The organism is Streptomyces sp. NPDC001508, assembly GCF_040298665.1.
GTDB lineage: Bacteria > Actinomycetota > Actinomycetes > Streptomycetales > Streptomycetaceae > Streptomyces.
This window is the reverse complement of the sequence record NZ_JBEPAP010000072.1, coordinates 1-25,104: the sequence shown is the minus strand read 5'-3', so window position 1 is coordinate 25,104 and position 25,104 is coordinate 1. Positions and strand designations below refer to the sequence as shown.

General features: G+C 70.0%; 19 protein-coding genes and 3 pseudogenes. 8 read left to right on the top strand and 14 right to left on the bottom strand.

All coding sequences use genetic code 11. The annotated features are described in order from the left end of the window. Positions 1 to 33: 33 nt before the first annotated feature. From ABT245_RS39110 to ABT245_RS39065, 10 genes and pseudogenes are all read right to left on the bottom strand, one after another. Complete coding sequence (locus ABT245_RS39110) at positions 34 to 1,254, bottom strand: FAD-dependent monooxygenase (protein ID WP_351743780.1); 1,221 nt, start codon at positions 1,252 to 1,254, stop codon at positions 34 to 36. Further along, entirely contained in the window at positions 1,251 to 2,648 is a 1,398-nt protein-coding gene (locus ABT245_RS39105) for an MFS transporter (RefSeq protein ID WP_351743777.1), read from the bottom strand. Before ABT245_RS39105 ends, ABT245_RS39110 begins: the two co-directional genes overlap by 4 nt. A gap of 227 nt (positions 2,649 to 2,875) precedes the next feature. Beyond that, positions 2,876 to 4,564 (bottom strand): annotated as a pseudogene (locus ABT245_RS39100) (FtsX-like permease family protein); the annotation flags it as partial. 1 nt (position 4,565) lies between these two features. Next, positions 4,566 to 5,096, bottom strand: a pseudogene (locus ABT245_RS39095) (ABC transporter ATP-binding protein); the annotation flags it as partial. Positions 5,097 to 5,661: 565 nt separating this feature from the next. Further along, positions 5,662 to 6,369, bottom strand: a complete 708-nt coding sequence (locus ABT245_RS39090) for a response regulator (RefSeq protein ID WP_351743774.1) — start codon at positions 6,367 to 6,369, stop codon at positions 5,662 to 5,664. Continuing rightward, entirely contained in the window at positions 6,366 to 7,595 is a 1,230-nt protein-coding gene (locus ABT245_RS39085) for a sensor histidine kinase (RefSeq protein ID WP_351743771.1), read from the bottom strand. The genes ABT245_RS39090 and ABT245_RS39085 overlap by 4 nt, the downstream gene beginning before the upstream one ends. Positions 7,596 to 7,791: 196 nt before the next feature. Then, positions 7,792 to 8,379: a DedA family protein gene (locus tag ABT245_RS39080; RefSeq protein WP_351743768.1), complete on the bottom strand. Its 588-nt coding sequence runs from the start codon at positions 8,377 to 8,379 to the stop codon at positions 7,792 to 7,794. Between the two features lie 85 nt (positions 8,380 to 8,464). Next, positions 8,465 to 9,532 carry a fatty acid desaturase family protein gene (locus ABT245_RS39075; protein WP_351743765.1) on the bottom strand — a complete coding sequence of 356 codons (1,068 nt, stop codon included), beginning with the start codon at positions 9,530 to 9,532 and terminating at the stop codon, positions 8,465 to 8,467. Positions 9,533 to 9,728: 196 nt separating this feature from the next. After that, positions 9,729 to 10,940: an acyltransferase family protein gene (locus ABT245_RS39070; RefSeq protein WP_351743762.1), complete on the bottom strand. Its 1,212-nt coding sequence runs from the start codon at positions 10,938 to 10,940 to the stop codon at positions 9,729 to 9,731. Then, a complete protein-coding gene (locus tag ABT245_RS39065) occupies positions 10,937 to 11,914 on the bottom strand; it encodes an alpha/beta hydrolase (RefSeq protein WP_351743759.1) in 978 nt (325 codons plus the stop codon). The genes ABT245_RS39070 and ABT245_RS39065 overlap by 4 nt, the downstream gene beginning before the upstream one ends. Positions 11,915 to 12,151: 237 nt before the next feature. Here ABT245_RS39065 and ABT245_RS39060 point away from each other — a divergent pair. Then, positions 12,152 to 12,325: pseudogene (locus tag ABT245_RS39060) on the top strand (helix-turn-helix domain-containing protein); the annotation flags it as partial. Positions 12,326 to 12,635: 310 nt separating this feature from the next. Here ABT245_RS39060 and ABT245_RS39055 read toward each other — a convergent pair. Further along, entirely contained in the window at positions 12,636 to 13,154 is a 519-nt protein-coding gene (locus ABT245_RS39055) for a PadR family transcriptional regulator (RefSeq protein ID WP_351743757.1), read from the bottom strand. Positions 13,155 to 13,239: 85 nt separating this feature from the next. On the opposite strand from ABT245_RS39055, the gene ABT245_RS39050 reads away from it, so the two are divergent. Continuing rightward, positions 13,240 to 14,487 (top strand): carotenoid oxygenase family protein, encoded by a 1,248-nt coding sequence (locus ABT245_RS39050; RefSeq protein WP_351743754.1) that lies wholly within the window; start codon positions 13,240 to 13,242, stop codon positions 14,485 to 14,487. A gap of 11 nt (positions 14,488 to 14,498) precedes the next feature. Here ABT245_RS39050 and ABT245_RS39045 read toward each other — a convergent pair whose 3' ends face one another. From ABT245_RS39045 to ABT245_RS39035, 3 genes are all read right to left on the bottom strand, one after another. After that, the gene (locus tag ABT245_RS39045) at positions 14,499 to 14,621 is read right to left on the bottom strand and encodes a hypothetical protein (RefSeq protein ID WP_351743752.1); all 123 of its coding nucleotides are present in this window, start codon (positions 14,619 to 14,621) and stop codon (positions 14,499 to 14,501) included. A gap of 369 nt (positions 14,622 to 14,990) precedes the next feature. Next, on the bottom strand, positions 14,991 to 16,943 hold the full coding sequence (locus tag ABT245_RS39040) for a LamG-like jellyroll fold domain-containing protein (protein WP_351743750.1): 1,953 nt from the start codon (positions 16,941 to 16,943) through the stop codon (positions 14,991 to 14,993). A gap of 462 nt (positions 16,944 to 17,405) precedes the next feature. After that, on the bottom strand, positions 17,406 to 18,758 hold the full coding sequence (locus ABT245_RS39035) for a tetratricopeptide repeat protein (protein WP_502982272.1): 1,353 nt from the start codon (positions 18,756 to 18,758) through the stop codon (positions 17,406 to 17,408). A 553-nt stretch (positions 18,759 to 19,311) separates the two neighbouring features. Here ABT245_RS39035 and ABT245_RS39030 point away from each other — a divergent pair. The 6 genes from ABT245_RS39030 to ABT245_RS39005 all read left to right on the top strand — a co-directional run bounded on the left by ABT245_RS39030 (position 19,312) and on the right by ABT245_RS39005 (position 24,898). After that, positions 19,312 to 20,343: a beta-ketoacyl-ACP synthase III gene (locus ABT245_RS39030; protein WP_351743745.1), complete on the top strand. Its 1,032-nt coding sequence runs from the start codon at positions 19,312 to 19,314 to the stop codon at positions 20,341 to 20,343. 23 nt (positions 20,344 to 20,366) lie between these two features. Then, positions 20,367 to 21,407 (top strand): 3-oxoacyl-ACP synthase III family protein, encoded by a 1,041-nt coding sequence (locus tag ABT245_RS39025; RefSeq protein WP_351743743.1) that lies wholly within the window; start codon positions 20,367 to 20,369, stop codon positions 21,405 to 21,407. Between the two features lie 88 nt (positions 21,408 to 21,495). Next, on the top strand, positions 21,496 to 21,756 hold the full coding sequence (locus ABT245_RS39020) for a phosphopantetheine-binding protein (protein WP_351743741.1): 261 nt from the start codon (positions 21,496 to 21,498) through the stop codon (positions 21,754 to 21,756). Further along, positions 21,753 to 22,700: an ACP S-malonyltransferase gene (locus ABT245_RS39015; RefSeq protein ID WP_351743738.1), complete on the top strand. Its 948-nt coding sequence runs from the start codon at positions 21,753 to 21,755 to the stop codon at positions 22,698 to 22,700. The genes ABT245_RS39020 and ABT245_RS39015 overlap by 4 nt, the downstream gene beginning before the upstream one ends. 123 nt (positions 22,701 to 22,823) lie before the next feature. Then, on the top strand, positions 22,824 to 23,894 hold the full coding sequence (locus tag ABT245_RS39010) for a zinc-binding dehydrogenase (protein ID WP_351743735.1): 1,071 nt from the start codon (positions 22,824 to 22,826) through the stop codon (positions 23,892 to 23,894). Continuing rightward, complete coding sequence (locus ABT245_RS39005; RefSeq protein WP_351743732.1) at positions 23,891 to 24,898, top strand: 3-oxoacyl-ACP synthase III family protein; 1,008 nt, start codon at positions 23,891 to 23,893, stop codon at positions 24,896 to 24,898. Before ABT245_RS39010 ends, ABT245_RS39005 begins: the two co-directional genes overlap by 4 nt. The last annotated feature ends 206 nt before the right edge of the window (positions 24,899 to 25,104 follow it).

Here is a 25,104-nt window from a genome sequence, read left to right as displayed (position 1 = left end):
GGTGACGCCCGTCGTCGGTGTGTGTGCCCGGGCTCACGTCATGGGCTTGAACTCGGGCAGGGTGAGGGCCGAATGGGCCGGTCGTCCCTCCGCTGAGGGCATCGCGCTGAGCTTGCGCAGCCTGTCGTTGCGCTGCTCCAGGGCCCGGGCGGTGGTCGGGAAGAGTGTGGTGCCGCCCTCGCCGACCAGCCCCTGGTTCACGGTCACAAACTCACGGGTGTCGTGTTCGTACGCGGCGAAGCCCGCGGTGTGGTCCCGGTCGGCCAGGGAACCGGCGAGCATGTAAGCGCCGACGAGGGCGAGGCTGGTGCCCTGTCCGGTGAGGAACGAGGGCGCGTACGCGGCGTCGCCCACCAGCGCGACCCTGCCGCTGGACCAGCGGGGCATACGGATCTGGCTGACCCCGTCGAAGAACACGTCGTCGGCGTCGCGCAGGGCGGCCAGCATGCCCGGGACCTCCCATTGCGCGTTGGCGAACACCCCGGCGAACAGGGCCCGTTGGGCTTCGGGGTCGCGGAGTGTGTCGAACGGCGGTTCCGGCTGGGCGAAGTTGAGGAAGGCGTGCACTTCGTCGTCGTCCCCCACGGCGTAGAGGGCCGCGGCCCGGCCCGGGGTGTTCCACATCACGGTCTCGTGGGAGAGCCCGAAGGTGTTGCGCAGGGTGAACACGGCGAAGCAGTAGCCGAGATACCGGTGGAACTGCTCTTCGGGGCCGAACAGCATCTCCCGGGTGTGTGAGTGCAGTCCGTCCGCGCCGAAGACCATGTCGAACGTACGCCTGCCGCCCCCGCGGAAGGTGACATCGACCCCGTGGGCGGACTGGTCGAGGGTGTCGATGGAGTCGTTGAACAAGAACTCCACATCGTCACGGACCACCGTGTAGAGGGCGTCGGTCAGATCACCGCGCCGCACCTCCAGGTCCCGTCCCGCGACACCGCCGGTGACGGCGTGCGGGCTGACCGAGACCACCTCGCTGCCGTCCCCGTCGAGGAAGGTCAGCCGGCGCAAGTCGATGTGGGCTTCCCGCAGTCGCGGCAGGATTCCCATCCTCCGGACGACCTCGAGTGCGGTGCCGCGTACGTCGATGGGGTAGCCGCCGCTGCGAAGTGTGGCCGCCTTCTCCACCACCGTGACCGCGTATCCGTAGCGGTTCAGCCAGAACGCGAGGGCGGGCCCCGCCATGCCGGCCCCGGAGATCAGGACCTTGCGCCTCGGCCTGGTACGGCTCTTGCTCGACAGATCGGTGCGGGTCATTCCTCGACTCCTTTGTTCATGGTCCGGACGACAAGCAGGGACAGGGCCGTGACGGCGCCGGCTATGACGAAGCCGGCGACGAAGGCCGATTCGGCCGGGACATCCGATCCGGAAGGGGTCCCGGCGGTGAGGATCGCGCCACTGACCTGTGACCCCACGGCGAAGCCGATCACGCGCGTCACCAGGACCAGGCCGGTGGCGATGCCGGTGTCATGTGGATCGACGGATGTGGCGGTGCTGGTCACCATCGCCGTGACGCACAGGCCGTTGGCAAGCGCGATCATCGCCTTGCCGATGACGAGGTGCCACACCTCGGTGTGTGCGGCCGCCAGGGCGGTCAGGGCGGCGGCCATGATGACGATCCCGGTGGTGACCACGGCACGCGAGCCGAAACGCCGCGCCCCGATCCCGCTGATCGGCCCGGCCAGCGACGCGGCCACGGCGCCGGGCAGCAAAAAGAAGCCGATCTCGGTGGCGCCGGCCCCGAAACCGTAGTCGTCGGCGGGCACCGCGAACAGCTGCGGGACGAGATAGACCGCCACCGACGTACCGACGCAGATCACGAACGTCAGCACACATGACGTCCATATCGCGGGCCGTGCCAGCATGCGCGGATCGACCATCGGCGAGGTCGCACGACGCTCAACGGCCACCCAGCCGGTCACGAAGGCGGCCAGCACCACGATGAGGGCGCCGAACACGAGTGGCTGCGAGCCGATGTCGGGCGCCAGCGCGAGCGTGAACATGAGCGTGACCAGCGTCCCGCTCAACAGGACCAGGCCGGGCCAGTCGACCCCGGTGTCGTCCGACCGGCCCGGCGGGTCTTGCGGCATCAGCCTGTTCACCAGCGTGGTGGCACCGATGACCGCGATCGTCGGCAGCGCGAACATCCAGTGCCGGGACAGCCCTTCGGCCACGGGCCCGGCCGACAGCGTCCCCGCCATCCCGCCGCCCACGAACAGCCCGCTGACCACCCCGATGGCCACCTTCGACTCTCCCGCGGGAAGGTGTTTGCGCACCAGGATGAACGACAGGGGCAGCGCGCCCACCATCGCTCCCTGCAGTACCTGGCCGAGCAGCAGCACGGGCAGATTCGGCGCCAGGGCGGACACCAGGCCACCGGCACAGACCACCACCATCAGCCGGATCAGGACACGTTTTCCGCCGTAGCGGTCGCCGAACTTGCCTGCGACGGGTGTGACGAGCGCGCCGGTGATGAGGAGCATGACGCTGAGCAGGGCCCCTTCGGCCGGACTCATGTCCAGCTCGCGCTGCAGGAGCGGGAGCGTCGGCGTCACCACCGACTCCAGGGCACCGGTGGCGACTGCCAGCATGCCGAGGGCCCCGACGGCGGCCTTCCCGATGCGGATCGGGGGAGCCAGAGTCATGGTCATGGACGTCCTTTCCGTCGTTGCCGGGCGTGTAAGGGCTGGGCCGTACGCGGAGCGCTGCCGCCTCGCAGCCCGCGCCGGACGCCGGCAAGGGCCACCGCGGCACCAGGCGCTCGCGCCGTGCGGGAGCGAAGGCGCGTTCCGCGTCGCGCTGTTCTGGGGCCCCGCGGGCCGAGAGGTCGTACGGGTGGGAGCCGACGTGATACCGGCTCCTGCCCCGTATGCATGCGCTAAGACCATCGGCGCAGCGCCGCTCGGGCCGGCAGCGTGACCGCGAGCAGTGCCAGGCCGCCGGCGGCGGCCGCGAAGGATCCGTACACCAGCGGGGGCACATACGGCCCCTCGCCGGTCGTGCCGCGCATCATCGGGATCAGCGTGGCCGCGGCGATCGCGGAGCCGAGGACCACGCCCACCGCGGAGACCAGCAGGCCCTCCCAGCGGAGCATCGCCAGCACCTGGCGCCGGGTGGAGCCGACGAGGCGCAGCGTGCCCAGCTCGCGGCGGCGGTCGAGGACCGTCATCACCAGGGTGTTGACGGCGGCGATGGCGGCGAAGCCGCCGAGGACCGCGGCCATGGTGTTGTTGCTCCAGGCGCCCAGCCTCGCATCGAGGTTCTGCTCGGTGGCGTAGCCGGAGGCGTCGGTGACCTTGCCCAGGGCGGTGAGCGACTTCTGCGAGCCGCCCCGTACCAGCAGCGTGCTGTCGAAGCCCGAGGTGACATGCCCGGCCAGGGACGCCCGGTCCATGGTCACCGTGGCCAGGCCGAGGCCGCGGCCGTAGACCGCGACGATCTCGGGGCTGGTCCTGGTGCCGTCGGGGAGGTAGAGCGGGAGCCGGTCGCCGACGCCGGCGTCGGCCGAGTTCGCGAGGGTCTTGTCGATGGCGATACGGCCCTTGCCGAGCCGGTCGAGGCTGCCTTCGCGTACGTCCAGGTCCTGCACCTCGGCGAGTTCGGCGCCGGAGCCGGTGACGCCCTGAGTCGCCGAGCCCTGCAGCGACTTGAACTCGCCGGAGCCGACCGGCACCAGTACCTGTGTGTTCAGCAGGCCGACGGCGGCTTCCACACCCGGCGCGCGAGCGGCCTGTGCGGCCGCGTCCACCGGGAGCCCGGCCGGGTCCGTGACCACGTGGTCGGCGGTGATGCCCGCACGCAGCTGCTTGTCGGCGGCGTGGTTCTCGCTGGTGTGCATGAAGACGAGGGTCGAGGCGAAGGCCATGGCGAGCACGATCGGGGTGATCGCGGAGGCGAGACGGCGTGCGTTGGTACGGGAGTTGGCGGCCGCGAGCTGGGCGGCCGGGCCCGCACCGCGCAGTGGGAGGCCGAACAGGGCCGCGCACAGCCGCGCCACCAGCGGGCCGAGCAGTGCGACGGCGAACATGAAGAGCATGACGACGCCGAGGGCGGCGCCGGCCGCGTCATCTCCCGTGGAGCCGGCGGAGAGACCGGTGAGGAACCCACCGCCGACGAGGGCGCCGATGCCCAGCACGGTACGGATCACACCTGGCCGCAGCCGCTCCACCGACGCCTCGGTGAGCGCCTGTCCCGGCTTGATCCTGGCAGGCCGGCGCCCGGCCACCCAGCCGGCGGCGAGCGCGGTGAGCAGTCCTATGCCGACGGCGGCGAGCAGGGGGAGCCCGGAGACGTGCAGGTCCACGGCTTGCGGGATGGCGCCGCGGTCCTGCAGCTGTCCGAACCACCAGCGCGCGAGGCCGATGCCGGGCAGACAGCCGATGATCCCGGCGAGCGGCGCGATGAGCAGTGCTTCGGACGCGACCGCGCGGCGGATCTGCCGCGGGGTGGCGCCGATGGCGCGCAGCAGCGCGAATTCGCGGGAGCGCTGGGACACGGACAGGGTCACGGTCCCGGCCGCGGTGAGGATCGCGACGATGGCGGCGATGCCGCCGAAGGAGCCGCCGACGGGCGCGGGCGACGGCCACGCGCTGCTGCTGGCCGCCGGACAGCTCGCCCGGCCGGCGCCGTGCCTTGTCGGCGAGCCCGACCTGGGCGAGCACCGTGCCCGCCCGGCCGCGGTCCTGGCGCTGCCCGGCCAGGCGCATGGGCAGCAGTACGTTCTGCTCGACGGTCAGCGACGGCAGCAGGTTGAACGCCTGGAAGACGAAGCCGAGGCGGCTGCGGCGCAGCTCGGTGAGTTCGTTCTCGCTCATGCCGGTGATCTCCGTACCGCCGAGGCGCACGGAGCCCGCCGACGGCCGGTCGAGGCCGGCGGCGCACTGCAGGAAGGTGGACTTGCCGGACCCGGACGGGCCCATGACGGCGGTGAATGTGCCGCTCGGGAGGGCGAGGTCGACGCCCGCGAGCGCGTGCACGGTCCCCGCGCCGCGGCCGTACTGCCGTCGGACACCGCGCAGTTCGACGGCGAGACCGGGTGTGGCGGCCGGGGCCTGCGTCCGGTCGTCCGCCTTCTGCCGCTTGCGGCTGCGTAGCCTCATGTTCCGCCCTTTCGCGATCTTCTCGTGCCGACGAAGTGGAGTGTGCGGGGGCGGCTGCGCGCCGGGCGTCATACCCGGGAGCCAAGGTGGGGGTGCTACCGCGGTAGGGGGTGCGGAAAAGTACGGCCCTACCCTCCGCCGGGGACTGCCGTCCGGGGCCCGGGTGCGAAGCCCCGGCCTTGCGCCGGAACGGGGCATCCCTGACCGGGACTTGGCGGAGAGCGTGGAGAACGGGGCGGCGCAGGCTGCCGGCGGCGCGGCGTGGGTGGGGCTTCGGCTTGTTGCCGCCCTGCGCCAGGGGCCGGGGCACAGCTCCGGCGAGGGAGCCGCCTTGCCGGGCGGGGGCGACTGCGCCGTCGGCGGGGCGTGGCGCAAACCCGCCCCCGCGCGAGCCCGCCCCCGAAGAGACCGCGACCCGCCCGCGAAGCGGCTCGGGGACGTCGACACCGGCACCGTGCACGCGCCAAAGGCGCAGGCCCCTCCGCCTGCGGTGGCGGCGTGCTCGGGGGCGCGGGGTGGGGCTTCGGGGTGGGGCTTCGGGGTGGGGCTTCGGGGTGGGGGCGTCCTACTCGCCCGGGACCACCAGTCCCGATTCGTACGCGAAGACCACCGCCTGGGCGCGGTCGCGCAGGTCGAGCTTGGTGAAGACGCGGCTCACGTGCGTCTTCACCGTCTGCTCGGCCAGCACCAGCGTCTCGGCGATCTCCGCGTTGGACCGGCCGCGGGCCACCAGGGTGAGGACTTCGGTTTCGCGTTCCGTCAGGGCGTTGAGCCGCAGCGCGGGCTTGCCTCGGGCGGCGGGACGCTGCCGGGCGAAGTCCGCGATGAGGCGGCGCGTCACGGAGGGGGCGAGCAGCGCGTCGCCCGAGGCCACGACGCGTACCGCCGCGATGAGGTCGGCCGGCGGCGCGTCCTTCAGCAGAAAGCCGCTCGCGCCCGCCCGCAGCGCCTCGTACACATAGTCGTCGACGTCGAACGTGGTGAGCATCAGGACGCGCGGCCGGTGCTCCCCCACTGCCTGAGGGGCGTGGGCGGTGCCCCCACCGCCCGACGGGGGCGTGAGGATGTGGCGTGCGGCCGTGAGGCCGTCCATCTCGGGCATACGGACGTCCATCAGTACGACGTCGGGATGGGTGCGCCGGCTCAGCTCGACACCCTGCGCACCGTCAGGGGCCTCGCCCACCACGTCGATGTCGCTCTGGGCGGCCAGCAGCGCGGCGAAGCCGGCCCGCACCATGGCCTGGTCGTCGACGATGATGACGCGCGTCGTCATGTGAAGTCCTTTTCAGTCAGGGGAAGTCGGGCGGCGACCCGGAAGCCGCCGTCCGGCAGCGGCCCCACATCGAGGGTGCCGCCGGCGAGCCGCACCCGCTCGCGCATGCCGACGAGGCCGTGCCCGGTGCCGCCCACCTCAAGCGGCGCGGCGGGCAGCTCGGGCGGCGGCCCGTTGACGACGAGGACGGTGAGCCGCGCGCCGCCCTCCGAGACGGACTCCGCCACCGACACCCGCGTCGGAGCACCCGGCGCGTGCCGCACGACGTTCGCCAGGGCCTCCTGGACGATCCGGTATGCCGAGAGACCCACCGCCTCGGGCACATCGGCGTCGCAGGGGCTGAACTCCACCGGCACGCCCGCCCGCACCGTCGCCTCCACCAGCTGCCCGATCCGCGTCAGGCCCGGCTGGGGCGCCAGTTCGCCGTGCGCCTCCTCGTTCCGCAGCACGCCGAGGAGCCGCCGCATCTCGCCCAGCGACTCGCGCGCGGTCGCCGCGATGGACGTGAACTCTCCCTGCACGTCGGGCGGCAGCCCGTGGATGCGGTACGCCGCGGTGTCCGCCTGCACCGTGATGACGGACATGTGGTGTGCCACCACGTCGTGCAACTCGCGCGCGATGCGGGCGCGTTCCTCCAGCAGCGTCCGCCGGCCGCGCTCGGCCTCGCTGATCGTCTCCTGCTCGGCCAGCCTGCGTTGCGCCTCGTACCGCTCACGGAGCGCACCACTGAGCAGGAGTGCGACGCCGCTGAGTATGGTGAGCAGCGCGCTCTGAGCGCTTGTGCCATTGGGCGCGACAAACCCCAGACCGACGTTCGCGCCCGCCGTCGCCAGCCACACCAGCAGCAGCGTCCGGCGCCGCTCGCGCAGACCGAGGGCCAGGCAGAGGCCGATGTACCCGACGATCACCATCGGCGGGAACGGCCACACATGCCGCCCGACGTCGACGGTGAGCAGGGCGAGCGCCCCGGCCACATCAGCGGCGAAGATCACGTACCAGGCCTGCATCGGCCGGATGACGGCGAGCAGCAGCGGTGCCGTCTGCGCGACGGCCAGCGCGCTCGCGATGCCGCCGTTCAGGCCGTAGTCGACGCTGAGCACATGAATGGTGGTGGGCAGCAGGGCGACGCACAGCACGAACGCCACGGCCCACGGCAGCAGCCGTACCCACCGGCGCGACGCCCCCGCGAGCAGGGCGCGCGGGGGTTCCTCCTCCACTGCTGTCATGGGCCCCAGCTTATGTGCGGCGGGACGGCGTCAGGAGACGCGCGGTTGTCGGTCGGACTCTCTCGCCCGCACGCGCGCCCCGGTGTGCGGCCAGGCGGCGCCGTCCGCGCGCGGCGCAGGAGGTGCTCGTGGACCACAGGTGGCAGAAGTGGGCTGAGTTCCGGGATGGCGGACGGCGACGGAACGCGGCTGTGTGTCATGCCGGCCGCCGGAGCAGGAGCCCTGCGATTCCGACGGCGCATCCGATGGACAGCCCCAGACACACCGCGACCAACGGATGCGGAGCCGCGCTGCCCCCGCCGTAGCCGATCGACACGTACAGTCCCGTCCAGGCGGCCTCGGCGAGGACCGCGGCCGCCGCGTACCGGGCGGCGGGGATTTCGCCGAGGCCGGCCGCTACGGCACCGGTGGCCCGGCCCCCGGGAAGGAAGCGCAGGAGGATCAGTGCTGCGAGGCCGTGCCGGTGTGTCCGTGCGGCGGCCTCGCGCAGCAGCCGCAGGAAACGTCTGCGGATGCGTCTTGCGGCGGGGATGCGGCGCGCCCTCAGGGGGCAACGCCGCAGCCGACGTGCGACGCCGTACAGCGCGAGGTCGCCGCAGACCGTTCCCGCCACAACCACGAGGACGATCAGCGGCGCCGACGCATACCCTTGTCCGGCGAGCGCGGCGCACGCGATGACCAGGGAACCGTTCGGCAGCAGAGGAGCCGCCGTGGCGAGGAACAGGAGCAGGTAGCCCCAACTGGGCACCTGCTCGGCCGCGGCCAGCCATTCGGGTGTCTCCATCGCCGTTGTCCCCCTGTGTCCTTGAGGTGCGGTCATGATCGGCCTCTGTGCGTCTGCCGGCCCGATCCGGAGCAGCGCCGACTCGTCAGATGTCGGCGCGCAGTGGTTCTCCGACTTCGTGCATGTGCCGCAGTACCTGACGGTAGGAGTCGATGAGGCCGCTCTCCGTGTAGGGGATGCCGAGGTCGCGGCAGTGGGCCTTCACCATGGGCTGGGCGAGCCTCAGGTGGGGGCGGGGCATGCTGGGGAACAGGTGGTGCTCGATCTGGTAGTTGAGGCCGCCGAGGAACCAGTCGGTGAGGAAGCTGCCTCTGATGTTGCGGGATGTGAGGACCTGGCGTCGCAGGTGGCCCCACTTGTCGCCGTCGGGGTCGGGCATGTCCATCCCCTTGTGGTTGGGCGCGAAGGCCATGCCCAAGTGCAGCCCGAACAGGGCTTGATGGATCGCGGCGAAGACGAGTGCGTGCGTGAGCGGCATGGTCGTCAGGAGCAGGGTGACGTACCCGGCGAGGTGGGCGAACAGGAGCGTGCCCTCCACCAGGCGCTGACGGCCGGTCTGACGGCGCAGGTTCTGGAAGCCGTACAGCTTCAGGGCGAGGCCTTCGAGGAGGGTGAGGGGGAAGAAGAGCCATGCCTGGTGGCGGGTGAGCCAGCCGCGGAAGCCCGTACGGGTGGCGGCCTGCTTGCTGGTGAAGACGAGGACGTCGGCGGCGACGTCAGGGTCCTTGTCGATGTGATTGGGGTTGGCGTGGTGGCGGTTGTGCTTGTCGTTCCACCACGCGAAGCTCATGCCGAGCAGCAGGTTGCCGTGGATGAGCCCGATGCGGCGGTTCGTGGCCCGGTTGCCGCTGATCTGGGCGTGGCCCGCGTCGTGGCCGATGAACGCGGTGCGGGCGCACAGGACGGCGAGGACGGGGGCGAGGGCGAGCACCCACCACGAATCGCCGATGAGTGCCATGCCGGTGACGACGGCGGCCAGGCTGAGCGTGTTGGTCACTATGGTGCGTGCGTACCAGCCGGTGCGCCGATCGAGCAGTTCCTGTCCCTTGACGTCGCGCAGCAGGGGCGTGAACTCGCTGCCCGTGTCCGGTGGGTATTGCCTCGCCGTGGCCTTCTCGGGGTGCGGCAGAGCGGTTTCGCCGGCCAAGGACATGGTGGTTCTCCAGTGTTCGGTGGATGGGGGTGGTGCGGCGCGTGGCTGGTCGGCCCGGCCTGAAAGAACGGACGGTCCGGGGGGGACGGGTCGTCGTGCGGCGGCGAACGCCCATGCGGAGACACGTGTCCGTGCGGAGACGGGTGTCCGTGCGGCGGCTCCGGGCCGCGCTGATACGGCGGTGCTTCTACGTCGCTCACACCGCCAGCGCGAAGTAGGCGAAGCCCGCCGCCAGCACACCCGCCGCCGCGCGACGGGTCGTGCCGGTGCGGTCCCACGGGGTCTCCAGGGGCTGGGCGAACCTGGCGATCGCCACGAGCAGCCCCGCGAAGAGCGGCATCCAGGCCAGCCGCGCCAGGACCCAGCCGGCCGTGTCCGGCGCGCTGGTCAGGCCGGGGATCTCACCGAAGTACGAGCCGGGGACCGCGGCGGCGAGCAGCGCGGTCTGGTGCCAGCACAGGATCGTCATCGCCGACAGGTTGATGATCACCACCGGGGCCCACAGGGCGGGGCGCCGGAGCAGCCGGGCCAGCCGGTCGCGCAGCAGGATCGCCGCACCGGACTGGGCGGCCGCGAGCGCAAGGACCAGCAGGGACGGCGGGTGGGAGTTGGTACGGGACGCGCCGGGCACGCCCACCATCGACGCCGGGTAGTGGAAGGCGAGCAGCAGCGTGGCGAACAGGGCGGCGCCGCCCGCCAGCAGCAGCCACGCCTCGCGGCGGCCCAGCCGCTTGTCCGCCCAGGACACACCCAGCTGGTAGGCGAACATCCAGCCCGGAAGGAGATTGAGCAGACTCGCCCAGGACGGCATCGCGTCCGCGTACGGCCCGTAACGCAGGAAGTCGACCACCGCGACCGAGCCGAGCAGCGGGGCCGCGGCCCGGAAACCGAGGCGCCGCGAGGCGCGGACGCAGTACGGCGTGAGGGCCGTGATCACGGCGTAGACGCCGACGAACCACAGGGGCTGGACGACCAGGGTCGACGCGGTGTGCAGGGTGGCGGTCGGGACGCCGAGGCCGTAGTGCAGGGTGGGGAGCAGCAGCGCCCAGACAGCGGTGACGCCGAGGACCGGGCGGCCCAGGCGGGTGAGCCGGCCGCTGATCCACTGGCGGGTCGAGCCCTTGCGACGCTGGTAGGAGAGGTACGAGGAGTAGCCGCCGACCAGGAAGAAGATGCCCAGCATCTGCAGGATCCAGCTCGCCGGGGCCAACGCGCCGAACGTGACCAGCGGGCTGGCGTTGTGCAGGCCGCCGCCGGTATCGACGGTGAAGCCGCCGAGCAGCCAGTGGCCGGTCGGAACGGCCAGGAGCGCCAGCGCGCGCAGGCCGTCGATGGCGCGGTCGCGGTGGGCGGGCGTCCGGTCGTCGATCTTCGCGGTGAGCTTCGCGAGCTTCGTGGGGGCGTTCATCCCAGGTCTCCGTCGGCGATCGCCGCGAACGCGGTCAGGGTGGAGGTGCCGGGGGCGAAGTACGCGTCGTGCGCGGGGACGTCGTCGGCGGGCAGGACGGTCGCGCCGAAGCCGGGCGAGGTGGGGTCCGCGCCGTGGCCCAGGCCCAGGACCTCGACATGGGGGACGCGGTCGATCCAGTCGTCCGGGGACTTCGCCGCCCAGATGTGGGCCTCGGTGCCGAGTGCGGTGACATCGTCGGCGCGCATACCGGGCGAGCCCATGACGACGATGTCGCTCGCGTCGGTGTCGGCGGCGGCGAGGCCGCAGACCACCGAGCCGTAGCTGTGGCAGAACAGGGCGGGGTCGGGAAGGCCGACCGCGTCCAGGCCGTCGGTGAAACGGGTGAGGCGGTCGGCGCCGGCCTCGGCGAGCCGGCCCGTCGCCAGGTCGAGGCCGATGCCGGAGGGAGTGGTGTAGCCGGCCCAGGCGATGACGGCCGTGTCGTCGCCCGCCTCCGCCTGGAGATCGGCGGCCCGCTGGGCCGTACCGTCGAACGTCGCGATGTCGACGTCCGAACCGGGGACGATCACCGAGACATGGGTGGCGTTCTCCAGGTCGCCCACGACCTTGGCGATCAGACCGCGGCCGCGCGGGTCGTACGCCAGGACCCGGTCGCCCGCGGGGGCGTTGGCCGCGTAACGGAGGTGTACGGGGGCGCCGTCCAGGTTGCCCACCACGGTGGGGTGATCCTCGACGAGACGTCGCTGCTGAGTGCCGGTCAGGTCGGCGAAGAAGGCCGCCACTTCGGACGGGGTGGCCGTGGCGGGGTCCGGTAGCTCCTTGCCCAGGGAGTCGTCCGCGAGCCAGGCGGCGGTGCCGGGGAGCGGACCGCTCGGCGCGCTCTGGCTGCTCGCCGAGGCCATGCCTGCCGTGCTGCCGACCAGCAGTGCGGTCAGTACGGCGGTGGCCAGGGTCTTCCTGAAGCGGCGCATCCGTCCGTCTCCCTCTGTCTCGTTCGTGGTGACGGGAGGAAGGTAGGAAGACGGTGAGCGGCGGGGCGTCACGCTGGGGAGCCAAGTCGGCAGTGATACCCCGGTAGGGGGTGGGCTAGGTGTTCTGTCCACGGAGGTTGGTGACGCAGGTCTCGGCTGAGAGATCTTGAAATGGGTGAGGGCCTTCTGGCCTGGTGTGGATTGCGACATCTGCACCGGCGACCAGAGAGGGCCCTCGTGCCACACCGTAATGCACCTCTGAGCGAGACCGGACGTCTGCGGCCGGCCCGCTGCGTGGTCGAGGACGGGTGGCCCCTGCGCCGGGCCGCCGAACGTTTCCAGGTCTCGCCGACCACGGCCCAGCGGTGGGCCGACCACTACCGGCTGTTCGGCGAGGCCGGGATGGACGACCTTTTACGGTTTCTCGTGCCTTCCGCACCGGGCCAGCAACTGGTGGTCTGTTCCGCAGAATCGGACGGCCCGTCACATGAGGCGTTGCATCTGCTCGCGACACTGGCTTCCCCATGACGTTGCCAAGCCGCGCCGACGACAGACGACGTCGACGCATCGGCGGACGCGGCGTACGCGACCGACTGAGACACCTTGCTCCGGACCCGGAGCTGACCGAGCCGGAGCCGGACCCCGGTCCCGGGCCGCCGGTCAGGGCTTGGCGAGCAGTCGCTTGGAGCTGTGCCGGAAGGCCCGGATGAGCTGGGAGCGGCTACGTCTGATCATGCAGCTTCGTCCGCGCCCAGTCGGCCCACTCCCGTTGCATTGCCTCCAAGCGCAGGCCCCAGTCCAGTGCCAACGCGCCGTAGACCGACAGCGCGTCGTCGCTCCAGTCGATCCGGTCGTGCAACTCGCGTAGTTCCTCGTGCCGTTCGGAGGCTGCCTCCGCGATGCGGCTCAGAAACGCGCGGGCTTCCTTTGGGCTTACGGCGTTGAGGAAGAACACGCGCAGGATCAGGTCGTCGCGTCGGGGGCGCGGCGCCACGTCGATCATCCAGTGCCGCAGCTCGACGCGGCCCTCCTCGGTGATCTCGTAAACTTTCCGGCCTCGTGGACCCTCCTCGGCCACGGTGATCAGTCCCGTGTCGGCGAGCTTGGCCAGCTCGCCGTAGACCTGGCTCTGGGTCGCCGTCCACGCATGGCGAAGCGAGATGTCGAACTTCTGCATCAGGTCCCAGCCGCTGCCGGGCTCCTCGGACAGCAGGCCGAGCACGGCATGTCGAAGGCTCATGCATGAAGCCTACCTTCCATGATTGACAGGTCAATTCGCGACCTTCTAGTTTTGACATGTCAGCATTGGCATGTCTGGAGGCCTCATGGCTACGACCACCTTCCATCTCAAGGGGAACTACGCTCCCGTTCACGACGAGTTGACCGCGTACGACCTGCCCGTCACCGGTGCGATACCGCCCGAGCTGAACGGCTGGTACCTGCGCAACGGGCCGAACCCGCGCGGGGAGTCCGCGCACTGGTTCATCGGGGACGGGATGATCCACGGGGTCCGGCTGGAGAACGGGCGAGCCGCCTGGTACCGCAACCGCTGGGTCCGCACCCGCAGTTTCGAGGACCCGGCGGTCCAGGAGTACCGGGAGGACGGCACGGCGGACCGTACAGCGTCGCTGGCCAACACGCATGTCGTGAACCACGCGGGGAAGACGCTCGCGCTCGTCGAGAACGCGCTGCCGTACGAGGTGACGCACGAGCTGGAGACCGTCGGGCCGTACGACTTCAACGGCAAGCTGACCACAGCGATGACCGCGCACCCGAAGATCTGCCCGGAAACCGGCGAGCTGCACTTCTTCGGCTACGACTGGCAGGAGCCGTATCTGACCTACCACCGTACGGACGCGCGCGGAGAGTTGGAGCTGTCGCAGACGATCGACGTACAAGGCCCCACGATGATGCATGACTTCGCGGTCACCAGCCGGCATGTGGTGTTTCTGGAGCTGCCGATGGTGTTCACTCCCGGTCCCGGCATGCCCTACGACTGGGACGAACGTTTCGAGGCGCGGATCGGTGTGCTGCCACGGCACGACCCGCGCGCCCGGGTGCGCTGGTTCTCGATCGATCCGTGCGCCGTGTTCCACACGCTCAACGCGCACGAGGCGGGGGACTCGATCGTGCTGCACGCGGTGCGGCATCCCCGGCTGTCGTGGAACGAGGTCGTGGAGTCACCCTCGGTCCTGTGGCGGTGGACGATCGATCTGCGCACCGGAAGCGTTCGCGAGGAGCAGATTGACGACCGCCCGTGTGAATTCCCGCGTATCGACGACCGGTTCGCGGGCCTCGACGTCCGGTACGGCCACGTCACCGGGCGTGACGCCATCGTGCGGTACGACCTCCACTCGGGCGGTTCGACCGCGTTCGAGTTCGGCGCGGGACACACGCCTTCCGAAGCCGTGTTCGCGCCCCCGAACTGGCTCATCGCCTACGTCTACGACCGCGCGCGTGACGGAAGCGATCTGATGATCTGGGACGCCACCGATCTACGGGAACCGGTGGCGACGGTGCGCCTCCCCGCCCGCGTGCCGCAGGGGTTCCACGGCAACTGGATCGCGGACTGAGGCCCCGGCGATCACCGCGTCGCAGCCTCCCGGGTGAGGGTCGCGCGCGCCCTGTCGATGTCCTCCGGCGTGGTCAAGTGCTCCAGGGACAGCCGCAGTGCTCCGAGCGCGGGGGCCGGATCGAGGCCCATCATGGTCAGTACGGGGAGGGGGTGGGGGTGCCACTGCGGCAGACCGAACCGGTGGGGGCCGCGATCTGACCGGCTGCGGCAAGGAGTTCGTGTCCCGGGGCTTCAGCGCCTGGCCACCACCCGGCACCGGGCCACGGCGTATCGCATGTGCGCGTATGCCCTGCTGCTCGCGGCTGGTGCCGCCCTGGTCGCCAGGGTGTGAATCGCGGCATGTGACCTGCCCGAACCGAGGCTGAGAAGGGATCACCGGAGCGGACAGCCGTGGCATGGCGGAACGCGCTCGCCGGCGGCCCCTCCCGTCTTCGGTCGGTGGACGCCCGGAGACGGGAGGGGCAGGAGGAACAGCAGAGGGCAGGGCCGGGGGAATCCGCCTTATTCGGCGGTCAGGAACTCGTGGAGGCGCAGGGGACGGTTCACGATGCGGGTGTCGCCGACGTTGCCGTGGAAGACGATGTCGACGGCGCCCGCGTTCTCGTGGCCGCCCAGCAGCCAGGGCAGTCCGAGCGAGGTGAGGCCGATCGACACCCGCTTCGGGTTGTCGACAACGGGAGCGCCCTCGACGTACAGCCGGGTGTGACGGCCGTCGTTGACCACCGCGAGGTGCCACCACCTGAGCTCCACCAAGCCGTGACCCCAGTTGGTCGTCGGGTAGGTGGTGTTCAGCGGGTAGTGGTTGAACTGCGGCTCGCGGCCGTTGTTCGTGATGGCGAGCTGGACCAAGGGCTCGTTCGGGTCGGTGTTCTCGCCGTGCTTGCCGGCGGCCCCGGCGGAACCCCGACGGCTGAGTATCGCCGCCCAGCCGTTGTTGCCGGCGTCCCAGTCCAGCGGCATCATCACAAATGTCTCGATGGTGTACCCGGACCTGAACGTCTCGGTGTTCAGCGGGGCCTTCGGCCCCGTGGTCAGGTACGTGCCGTGCAGCGGGTTCCTGCCACCGGCGAACTTCAGGCTGGCGTGCCCGGGCTGGTCGGGGTGGTGGTCGGCGGACCAGGTCAGCGCGTCGGCGGCCGTGCCGGGCACGGTCACCGCCGTCAGATCGTTGCCCTTGCCGGACAGGTCGCGGATGGTGTGGCCCGCGCCGAGCGGCGTGCCGGGCGCGCCCTGCCCGTCGAAGCGCCAGTACGCCAGTGTGCCCTTCACCAGTTCCTTGCCGGCCGGCCGGGCGGGCCGGACCGGAACCGGGATGAAGCCGGAGAACCGCTTCTCGAAGTCGATCGCGATCGAGAAGTCGTCGACCGGGCCGGTGATCCGGGCGTGCTCGGCGGCCAGCGCGTTGCGGGACTCCGGGTCCTGGGCCAGGATCCACGGGTTGATCGTCTCGACGTCGATCGTGTTGCGGGCCAGGTCGAAGTGGTACAGCCGGATCATGCCGCCACCGCCGAAGTAGCGGTTCTGGTAGTTCGTGATGTGCATGTGCACGTCGTTGCCGGCGGCGTTCTTCTTGGTAGTGCGTCCGGACGGCCAGTAGTGGCCGTTGATGGTCAGGAAGACCTGGTCGTTGTCCTTGATCAATTTGTCCCAGACCGTCTCGCCGTATCCGGAGAGGGCGGCATTGTTCTCCGGGTCGCCGGACTCGTACGGGAAAACGTTGTCATCGTAGTCCGAGTAGACGATGTCGTGCGCCGTGAGGATCACCGGCATCTTGGGGTGGGCCTTGATGACGTCGTCGGCCCACGCGAAGCCCTGCTCGGTGGTCCGCCAGTCCAGGGCCAGCACCAGCCACGAGCGGCCGGCGGCCTGGAAGATGTGCGCGGTGTTGTAGCCCGTGGCGTCCGACCCGGCGAACGTCTTCGAGCGCTTGAACCGCTTCGGGCCCAGGGTGCGCAGGTACGACGTGTCGCCACGGCTGTCGTCGCCGGACACGTCGTGATTGCCGGCCACCACGCTGTATGCGGCGCCGTGCGCGTCCAGCAGCGCGAACGCCTTGTCGACCTGCTGGAACGACGACGGGTCGGCGTCCTGCGTCAGGTCACCGAGGTGCGCCATGAACACGATGTTGTTCGCGTCGTTCCCGCTGTTGTCGATGATGTAGCGGAACGATTCCTCCTGCGGCGTCCGGTTGACGCTGTCCTGGCTGCCCCAGTAGAGGAACTGGGTGTCCGGCATGACAGCGAGGGTGAACTGGAGGGAGGTCGCGTCCGGTCTCCATGTGCCGGTCCTGGCGGACCTCGCGGTGTCCGCGGCGAATGCGGGCGTAGCGCCGAGGGGGGACACGGCGGCTCCTGCGACTGCCGCTCCCGCGCCGGCCAGCGCCGCGTTGCGCAGAAAACCACGACGATCCTGTCCGGCCGTGTCGGATGACGGCAGGTCACTATGGGTGCACATAGGGGTCCTTCCGGGGTGGCTGATCCAAGCGAAATGAGGCTAATCCGAAGCGGCCGAAGCCGGGCAGACGCGAGATGACCAGCGGTGATTAAGTGTCTGACCAGGGTTGAAGCACGAGTCGAACTGTGACCGGGAGTTCATCTCCCGTGTGCGGACAGCGACTTGAGGCGCCGGGGGTCTGCCTGGGGCGCGGGCCCGGGACACCGGCCGCGGAGGCGGGGGCGTCATCGGCGGGGACAGCCACATCTGCCGGTTCACTCGCCTCCAGGCGACGCCACAAACCGGGGCGTGGCGGACACACCGCCATATATCGTTCAGGCCATGACCGTCGTCAAAGGTCGCGTCGCTGTGACGACCTGGTGCCCTGCCCGGGTCCTCGCGGGACGCGGGCGATCAGGGCAGTGGCTGCCGTTCGGCGGGCAGCCGACGTCATCGGGTTCCGCGTTGCCGGTCCGCTCGTGGTCAAGAGGAGAGGGGGCCGCGTAGCTCCTCCGCGCGTTCCCACAGGCCGGCGACCCGACGCTGCCGCTTGTGCGGACGAAGAGCGCTCCGCAGTCCGGCAAGGGCATGGTCCACGTGGGTCGATCTGACGTGCGGATAGTCGTCCAGGAAGAGGTTCCAGTGCACACACGCCTGTTCCACATGGCCGTTTCCCAGGAGCAGTTCGGCCAGCCGCGCCTGGGTCAGGGCCTGGCTTCTGCGGTGTGCCGGCGGCCGGTGCCGAAGACAGTCCTGCAAAGCCACGACAGCGTCGGCGCGCCGTCCAAGGTGCAGCAACGCCTGGGCTCGCTGGTAGTCGAGACCTGCCCGGGGATAGGCCGTGAAGGGCCCCGACGCGCTTGTGGCCTGCCCGTGGCGGGTCTCGGCGTCCGTCAGGTCCTTGAAGGCAAGACGCTGATCGCCCCCGAGCGAGTGAGCCACCGCACGCTGGCTCAGCAGGAACGCCATGACGGCATGGCCGGCATCCGTGCCCACGGTCTTCAGCGCGCCCTCGGCCAGCTCGGCCGCGTACGTGTAGTGATGCATCCGCAGGGCCTGTGCGCTCATGGCGCGCAGGGTGATCGCGTACAGGGTGCGATGGCCCGCCTCCCCGGCCAGTCCGAGTGCGGTGTGGAAGTAGCGCTGGGCCAGACCGGGGTGGCCCGCGTCATCGGTCATCTGGGCCAGCAGGTAAGCCAGTTCGGCGCTGGCGGCGAGCAGGTCGCGGCGCAGCTGTGCACTGGCGCTGGAGGCCAGGACGCGGCTCACGTCATCCGCGAGATAGGCGGCCAGGGCCGATCGGCCGTGTGCGCCACCGCGGCGCTCGGCGCGATCGGCGACGAGGTGCACCACCTCCTGAAGGATCTCCACATCGGCAGCCGTCGCACGCCGCCCTCGGACGGGCGGAGCAGTCTGCGGGCGGGACCAGTCGTGAAGGACGACGGCGGTCAAGGTGTAGGCAGACCTAGTGACGAAGGCACGCCGCAACGGGTCGGTGTCTGCATGAACCATGTCGACGAGATATCGCACCGGTGAACTCTGCGCAAGGTGTGGGGGCATACCCTCGTCGGCGTCCTGTGAGTCTGCCGCCAGACCCGTGGCCTCCGCGGTGATCAGACGGCCGGTACGGCGGCTCAGCGCCGCGGCGGCCAACTCCGGTACCGGAGAACGAGGTTGGGAGCCCGTGATCCAGTGCGCCACCGAAGTACGGTCGTACCGGAGAGTCAACGAGTGCGCCTTGCCTAGGAAGTTGACCGCACGGGCCAGATCGCCAGCGGTCCAGTCCGCCTCTGTGAGCAAGGCGGCGAGTCGGGAATTCCGCGCACGTCGAGTCACACGGTGATCTCTTCCCGGCGCACGACACGCGGAATCGCGGCACTCCGCCCGGCCCGTGAGGCAGGCGGACGCCTTCTGCGTGATCAAGGAGTCAGCGGGGGCCAGAACGTCTTGCGGGCAACTCCCCTGCGGTGCAGGGGCGTCGGGGGGGGCTCAGCCCGCGCAGGGATAGCTCCCCCCATCGGCCATGCCCGCACCGCCGCCCCACCGCGGCGCGCGGGTCGCCGGCCCGGAGGCGTCGCGTCCACCGCCATGGAGGGGCCGGGTACTGCCGTCGGCGGCGGGCCCGGTCCAGGAGCGGAGCAAGGGCGGGTCGGGGCTGCTGACGAAGCTCCGTTCAACGCGTTCACGCAGTCGGATCGGAATGGTGTTCCCCTGCGATTCGGGTGCACGGTTTGCTGGTGGCGCACGAGATGCAGGTGGTGCCGACGAGTGCGTGCCCTGATTGCCGGCATGGCAATGCGCCTTGGCGTGCGGACGCGCTTGTTTGTGCCGTTCGGCTGCCCAGGTTGTACCGGCGAAGCACGCGATGAGTGAGGGGGATGGCATAGCTATGTCTGCCAGTGTGATTCGCGGGATGGGTGTGTGCCTGCCGCAAGGTGTCGTCGCCAATGACGACCTTGTGGACCGGTTCCAGACGTCGGACACATGGATCCGTACCCGCACGGGCATCCACCGACGCCGCTGGGCGGAACCGGGAACGAGCACCGGGGACCTCGCGACCCTCGCCGGGGCAGGCGCCCTGACCTCAGCGGGGATGGACGCTGATTTCGTACTGCTGGCCACGACCACCCCTGACCGTCCCTGTCCCGCGACCGCGCCCGAGGTGGCCGGCCGGATCGGTCTGATCGACGTACCGGCTGTGGATGTCTCGGCGGTGTGCTCCGGGTTCGTCTACGGGCTCGCACTGGCCTCGTCGCTGATTTCCTCCGGTGTGTGTGCCCGTCCTCTGCTGATCGGAGCAGAGGTCTACACATCGATCATCGACCCCCAGGATCGAGGGACCGCGGTCATCTTCGGCGACGGAGCGGGAGCCGTTCTGCTGGAACAGGGCGACGAGGAGGAGCCCGGAGCGATCCGCGCCTTCGACCTGGGAAGTGACGGGAGCAACAGCGATCTCATCGCGATCGCCGCGGGAGGATCGCGTGCCCCGCATCGTGACGTGCCTGCGCCGAGGGAGGACAGATACTTCCGCATGCAGGGGCGTAGCGTCTTCGCGCAGGCGATTCAGCGGATGACCTCTTCCTGCCGGTCCGTACTGTCCCGCACGGGGTGGTCGTCTCGTTCGGTCGAGGTCTTCATCAGTCATCAGGCCAACCAGCGCATCGTCGACGCCGTCGGTGACCGTCTGGACATCGATCCGAGTCATCGGTTCGGGAACATCGCCGAGGTGGGCAACACCGCGGCGGCGTCCTTGCCCCTGGCCATGGCGGACGCGGCGGGCCGCGAGGGGGTCGAACCGGGGGCCCGGACCCTGCTCACGGCCTTCGGAGGCGGACTGACCTGGGGTTCGGTCGCGCTGAACTGGCCCGATGTCAAACCGATTCATCATGCGCACGCGCAGCAGACAGCAGTTGTCGAATAACGAACAGAGGGGGAGAAAACCCGATGTCGTCCGCTCTTGCAGGTCACGAACAGCACACCTCTATCGGTATTACCGGAATCGGGACATACGTGCCGCGCCGCGTCCGCACCTTCGCGGAGACAGCCGAGATGGTGGGGATGCCCGAGCAGTGGGTCCTGGAGCGAACAGGCATCCACAGCAGGCACGTCGCCGACGACGGCCAGGCCACCTCGGACATGGCTGCGCAGGCGGTCAACAGTGCCCTGGCCTCAGCCGGTCTCACGGCCGAGCAGGTGGGGCTGCTCCTGGTGGCCACCACCACCCCGGACGAGCCCTGCCCCTCGACGGCCTGCCGGGTCCAGGGCCTGATCGGCGCGACTCAGGCGGTGGCCATGGATGTGTCGGCGGCGTGCTCGGGATGGCTGTTCGCCGCCAAAGTGGCACACGCGTGGCTCACGTCCAACCCGGAGGTGGAGCATGCCGTGGTGGTGGGAAGCGAGACGTATTCCCGCTTCCTGAACCCCGACGACCGTGCCACCGCTTCCCTGTTCGGTGACGGAGCCGCAGCCACCGTGGTGAGCCGGGTCGCCGGGGGCGAGGGCTTCGGGCCCATCGTCCTGGGGTCGGACGGCAGTCGTGCCGACTTCGCCTGGATCCCCGGCGGCGGCAGCCGCATCCCCGCTTCCGAGACGACCGTGCGCGAGCGTTCGCACACGGTGCATATGGACGGCCGCGCCGCACGGGTGTTCGTGTACGAGGTCTTTCCCAAGCTCGTCACGGAGGCCCTGGCCCGCACCGGTACCCATCCCGAGGAGATCGCCGCGGTCGTGGCGCACCAGCCCAACCCGGTTCTCCTGCGCCGGGCCTACGCCAACACCGCTTTGGCAGCTGACAAGTTGGTCGTCACCGGTGACCGGGTGGGGAATCTCGGCGCCGGCGCGCTGCCCCACGCGCTGCACGAGGCCGCCGTGAGCAACAAGCTCGTGCCCGGCGACAAAGTCCTCATGGTGGCCTTCGGCGCCGGCCTCACCTGGGGCAGCACCGTCCTTACCTGGAGCGGAGCCACCGCCCAGGCCCTGGTCTGACGTCCTGTCCCGGCGTCGCGGCAACGCCACCGACACAGCACCACCCTCGCCCTGCACCGCCCACCTCACACGCCCCCAGGAGCCTTACGTGATCAGCACTGACGAGATATACACCAGCGCGACCGACTTCCTGACCGGGCACCTTCAGGTGTCGCACGACCTCATCACACCCGACGCCACGTTGGACAGCCTCGGCTGCGACTCGCTCGCCGCAGTGGAACTCTTCCTCCATCTGAAGGGTGAGTTCACCGTTGACGTGGACGAAGGCAAGGCCGATCCTTCCCTCACCCTCGCGCAGACCGTCGCCCTGTTCACCCAGGCAACGAACGACACGACCGCGACGCCGTGACCGAGCCGTCCGCCGTGGGCAGGGTGTTCCTCTTCCCCGGCCAGGGCCGCCTCTACGGCGCCCATCTGAAAGAGGCGATCCAGCGCCCCGACGACCGAGCCGCGGCACGTGAGGTGTTCGAGGCCGTCGACCGCTGTGCTCGGCCCTTCGGAATGTCCACCAACGACTGGTGGGACCGTAGCGGCGGCGCCGACCCGGAAGACACACAGCCCCTCGGCACGCCCCAACTCGTCATGCTCGCCGCGGCCGTTGCGCTGTCCCGGGCCCTCATGTCCCAGCAGGCACCACCGGATGCGTTGATGGGCTGCAGCTTCGGCGAGATCGCGGCCTTCGTCGTCGCCGGAGCATGGACTCTCGCCGATGGGGTCCAAGCGGTGTGTGAACTGGAGTCGGTCCTGGAGAAGGTCCGTGGCAGCGGCGGCATGCTGCTGCTCCATGACAACCCGGACACCGTCCACGGCATCATCGAGGCTCTGGGCCTGCCCCGCGTCGTGATCTCTTGCCGAACCGGCCCGTACCAGACGGTGATCAGCGGGCCTTTCGAAGAACTCGACATGACCGCTTCGGCCGCCCGCGAACTCGGCGTCCCCACGACCCCGCTGCCCATGGTGCGCTGTCTGTCCCACCACCCGGAGGCCGCCGAATCCGCCGACCGCTACCACGCGCGCCTGGCCGGCATCGCCCAAGCACCCTTCCGTATCCCGGTGTACAGCCCGTGCGCCGGACGCTGGTACACCGCGGGCGACGACCTGCGTCGGCGCCTGGCCGACAACCTCCGCCTCCCGCTCGACATCACCGGTGCTCTTCACACCCTGGCCCGGCAAGGCGCCAGTTGCTTCGTGGAATGCGGCTACGGTGGCGGCCTGGCCCAGGCCGCCACCGACACCTTGCAGACCACCTGTGTCCACAGCCCGCTCCGTCTCACACGCCACAACAGGAAGTGAGTCGCACATGCCTGCCGAACCGACGCCTGCCGACCTGCTGCACGGGGGCATCGACGACACGACCCGCGCCCCGAACAACCGCCGGAACCGCTCCGCGGGCGCCGGCGGAAGGGGCGATTGCCGATGAAAGCGCTGGTATTCCTCGGCACCGACAAGGTCGGGCTGGTCGACAAGCCGATTCCGCGGCCCGGGCCGTGGGACGTGGTGGTGCGGACGACGGCGTCGAGCATCTGCACCAGCGACATCCACACCATCGCCGGCGGCATCGCCATCCCCCAGGGCCGGACGCTGGGGCATGAGAGCGTCGGCCTGGTACACCGGGTGGGTGAAAGGGTCACCGGGTTCAACGAGGGGGACCGGGTCGTCGTCGGCGCCCTCACACCCTGCGGACACTGCGACTACTGCCAGCGTGGCCACAGCACCCAGTGCGGTGGGGCGTTGGGTGGTTTCAAGTGGACCACGCAACGCGAGGGCAATCTGTCGGAGTACTTCGTCGTCGACGACGCCGCCTACAACCTCGCCCATATCCCTGACGATGTGACCGACGAGCAGGCCCTCTACGCGACGGACGTGTTGGCCACGGGGATAGCCGCGGCGCAGGTCGCCCAGATCCCGGTGGGCGGAACGGTCGCGATCATCGCACAGGGGCCGGTGGGTCTGTGCGCCACGATGGGCGCACGCCTGCTCGGAGCGGGCCTGGTCATCACCACCGCGACGCGGCCCGAGCGGGCCCGGCTCTCCGAACGCTTCGGCGCCGATGTGGTGCTCGACCCGCGCCGGTGTGATGTGGTGGAGGAGGTCCGGGCGCTGGTCGGAACGGAAGGGGTGGACTGCGCGATCGAGGCCCTGGGCACCCATGAGACGTTCGAGCAATGTGTGCGGCTCATCAAGCCCGGCGGCACCGTGGCCAACGCCGGCTATCACGGAGGGGAATCCCAGGCGCCACTGCCGATTCCCCTCGTCTCGTTCGGTATGGGGATGAACGCCAAGACGATCCGTGGGCTGTTGGCGCCCGGAGGCCGGGAACACCTGACCCGGATGCTGCGGCTGCTGCAGACCGGCAGGGTCGACCCCACGCCGCTGACGACCCACCGGTTCCCCTTCGCACAGGCCGAGCGTGCGTTCCAGCTGATGTGCGACAAGGGCGACAAGATCATCAAGCCGGTCATCACCTACGAGGAAGGCGACCTGTGAGCGAGCGACGCGGGGCGGGCCTGCTCGGCTGCGGCTACCGACTGCCCAGGCATGTACGACGCAACGACGACCCCGTCTTCGGGTGTCTGGACACCTCGCGCAACGCGCAGGGGATCTATGAGTCCGTGCTGTTTCGCGACCTGGACCGCCGCCACTGCCTCGGCCCGGACGAGTCCATCACGGACCTGGTCACCGAATCCTGCCGGCGCACCCTCGACTCGGCCGGCATCGCGGCGGACGACGTGGACCGGCTCTACGGTTATGTGAGCGTCCCCGAATACCACGCGCCCAACGCGCTGTACCAAGTCCATCACGACCTGGGCCTCGGCGGAAAAGCGATGGTCGTGCCGATCAATGGCGAACAGGCCAATTTCCTGTCCGGGATGGTGCATGCCGCCGAGGCCGTTCGATCGGGAAGCGCCAGATACTGCCTTGTCGCGTGCGGAAGCAATTGGAGCCGGCACGTCGACTACAGCCAGGGCCATTCCACCTGCATCGGCGATGGGGCGGGGGCGACGCTCATCGGCCCTTCAGATCGGTTCGTGGTGATCGATCACGCGACGACGACGAATACGTCGTACTACCGTGCCGCCAATATGGCCGTACGGCCCCTGACCGTCCACTCCCGCCGGCAGGTGCCGGTCGACGGGGCCGGGATGCCCATCGCGACGCTCGACTTCACCCAGTCCGGTGTCGAGGTGGTGTCCTCCTGGATCAAGAACGGCATCCCCGAACTCGTCAACGAACTGCTCGCTCGGCATGGGATCAACGGCTCGCAGATCACTTTGATCACATATCAGAGCGTGCGGATCCTGCTCGATCACTGGGCCGAGCGCATCGGCCCGAAGGAATATGTGGACACGCTCGCCGATTTCGGCCACATGATCTCCGCGACCTATCCCGTGAACCTCGCCTACGCATTCGACCGCATATCCACCGAGTACGTCGTGCTCGCCGGCGTCAGCCTGGGCATGCAGTTGGAAGCCGTGCTCGTCCGGGTGTGAACGAAGGCGAGCCCGGCTGCGACAGACGGCTCCCACGGCAGCAATCCTGTGACAGCGGCTTGGAGGCCCGAGTGAAAAACATCATCGATGCGGTACTCGCGTTGGACACAGCGGACGCCACGTCCGCCGACTTCGCCGCCCTGCCGCTGCCCGAGTCGTACCGCGCGATCACCGTGCACAAGGACGAGACGGACATGTTCGACGGG

What these genes read in the sequence shown, in the direction of transcription:
- ABT245_RS39110 (WP_351743780.1), bottom strand. Translation starts at nt 1,254, where the DNA reads ATGACCCGCACCGATCTGTCGAGCAAGAGCCGTACCAGGCCGAGGCGC.
- ABT245_RS39105 (WP_351743777.1), bottom strand. Translation starts at nt 2,648, where the DNA reads ATGACCATGACTCTGGCTCCCCCGATCCGCATCGGGAAGGCCGCCGTC.
- ABT245_RS39090 (WP_351743774.1), bottom strand. Translation starts at nt 6,369, where the DNA reads ATGACGACGCGCGTCATCATCGTCGACGACCAGGCCATGGTGCGGGCC.
- ABT245_RS39085 (WP_351743771.1), bottom strand. Translation starts at nt 7,595, where the DNA reads ATGACAGCAGTGGAGGAGGAACCCCCGCGCGCCCTGCTCGCGGGGGCG.
- ABT245_RS39080 (WP_351743768.1), bottom strand. Translation starts at nt 8,379, where the DNA reads ATGGAGACACCCGAATGGCTGGCCGCGGCCGAGCAGGTGCCCAGTTGG.
- ABT245_RS39075 (WP_351743765.1), bottom strand. Translation starts at nt 9,532, where the DNA reads ATGTCCTTGGCCGGCGAAACCGCTCTGCCGCACCCCGAGAAGGCCACG.
- ABT245_RS39070 (WP_351743762.1), bottom strand. Translation starts at nt 10,940, where the DNA reads ATGAACGCCCCCACGAAGCTCGCGAAGCTCACCGCGAAGATCGACGAC.
- ABT245_RS39065 (WP_351743759.1), bottom strand. Translation starts at nt 11,914, where the DNA reads ATGCGCCGCTTCAGGAAGACCCTGGCCACCGCCGTACTGACCGCACTG.
- ABT245_RS39055 (WP_351743757.1), bottom strand. Translation starts at nt 13,154, where the DNA reads ATGAGCCTTCGACATGCCGTGCTCGGCCTGCTGTCCGAGGAGCCCGGC.
- ABT245_RS39050 (WP_351743754.1), top strand. Translation starts at nt 13,240, where the DNA reads ATGGCTACGACCACCTTCCATCTCAAGGGGAACTACGCTCCCGTTCAC.
- ABT245_RS39045 (WP_351743752.1), bottom strand. Translation starts at nt 14,621, where the DNA reads ATGATGGGCCTCGATCCGGCCCCCGCGCTCGGAGCACTGCGGCTGTCC.
- ABT245_RS39040 (WP_351743750.1), bottom strand. Translation starts at nt 16,943, where the DNA reads ATGTGCACCCATAGTGACCTGCCGTCATCCGACACGGCCGGACAGGAT.
- ABT245_RS39030 (WP_351743745.1), top strand. Translation starts at nt 19,312, where the DNA reads ATGTCTGCCAGTGTGATTCGCGGGATGGGTGTGTGCCTGCCGCAAGGT.
- ABT245_RS39025 (WP_351743743.1), top strand. Translation starts at nt 20,367, where the DNA reads ATGTCGTCCGCTCTTGCAGGTCACGAACAGCACACCTCTATCGGTATT.
- ABT245_RS39010 (WP_351743735.1), top strand. Translation starts at nt 22,824, where the DNA reads ATGAAAGCGCTGGTATTCCTCGGCACCGACAAGGTCGGGCTGGTCGAC.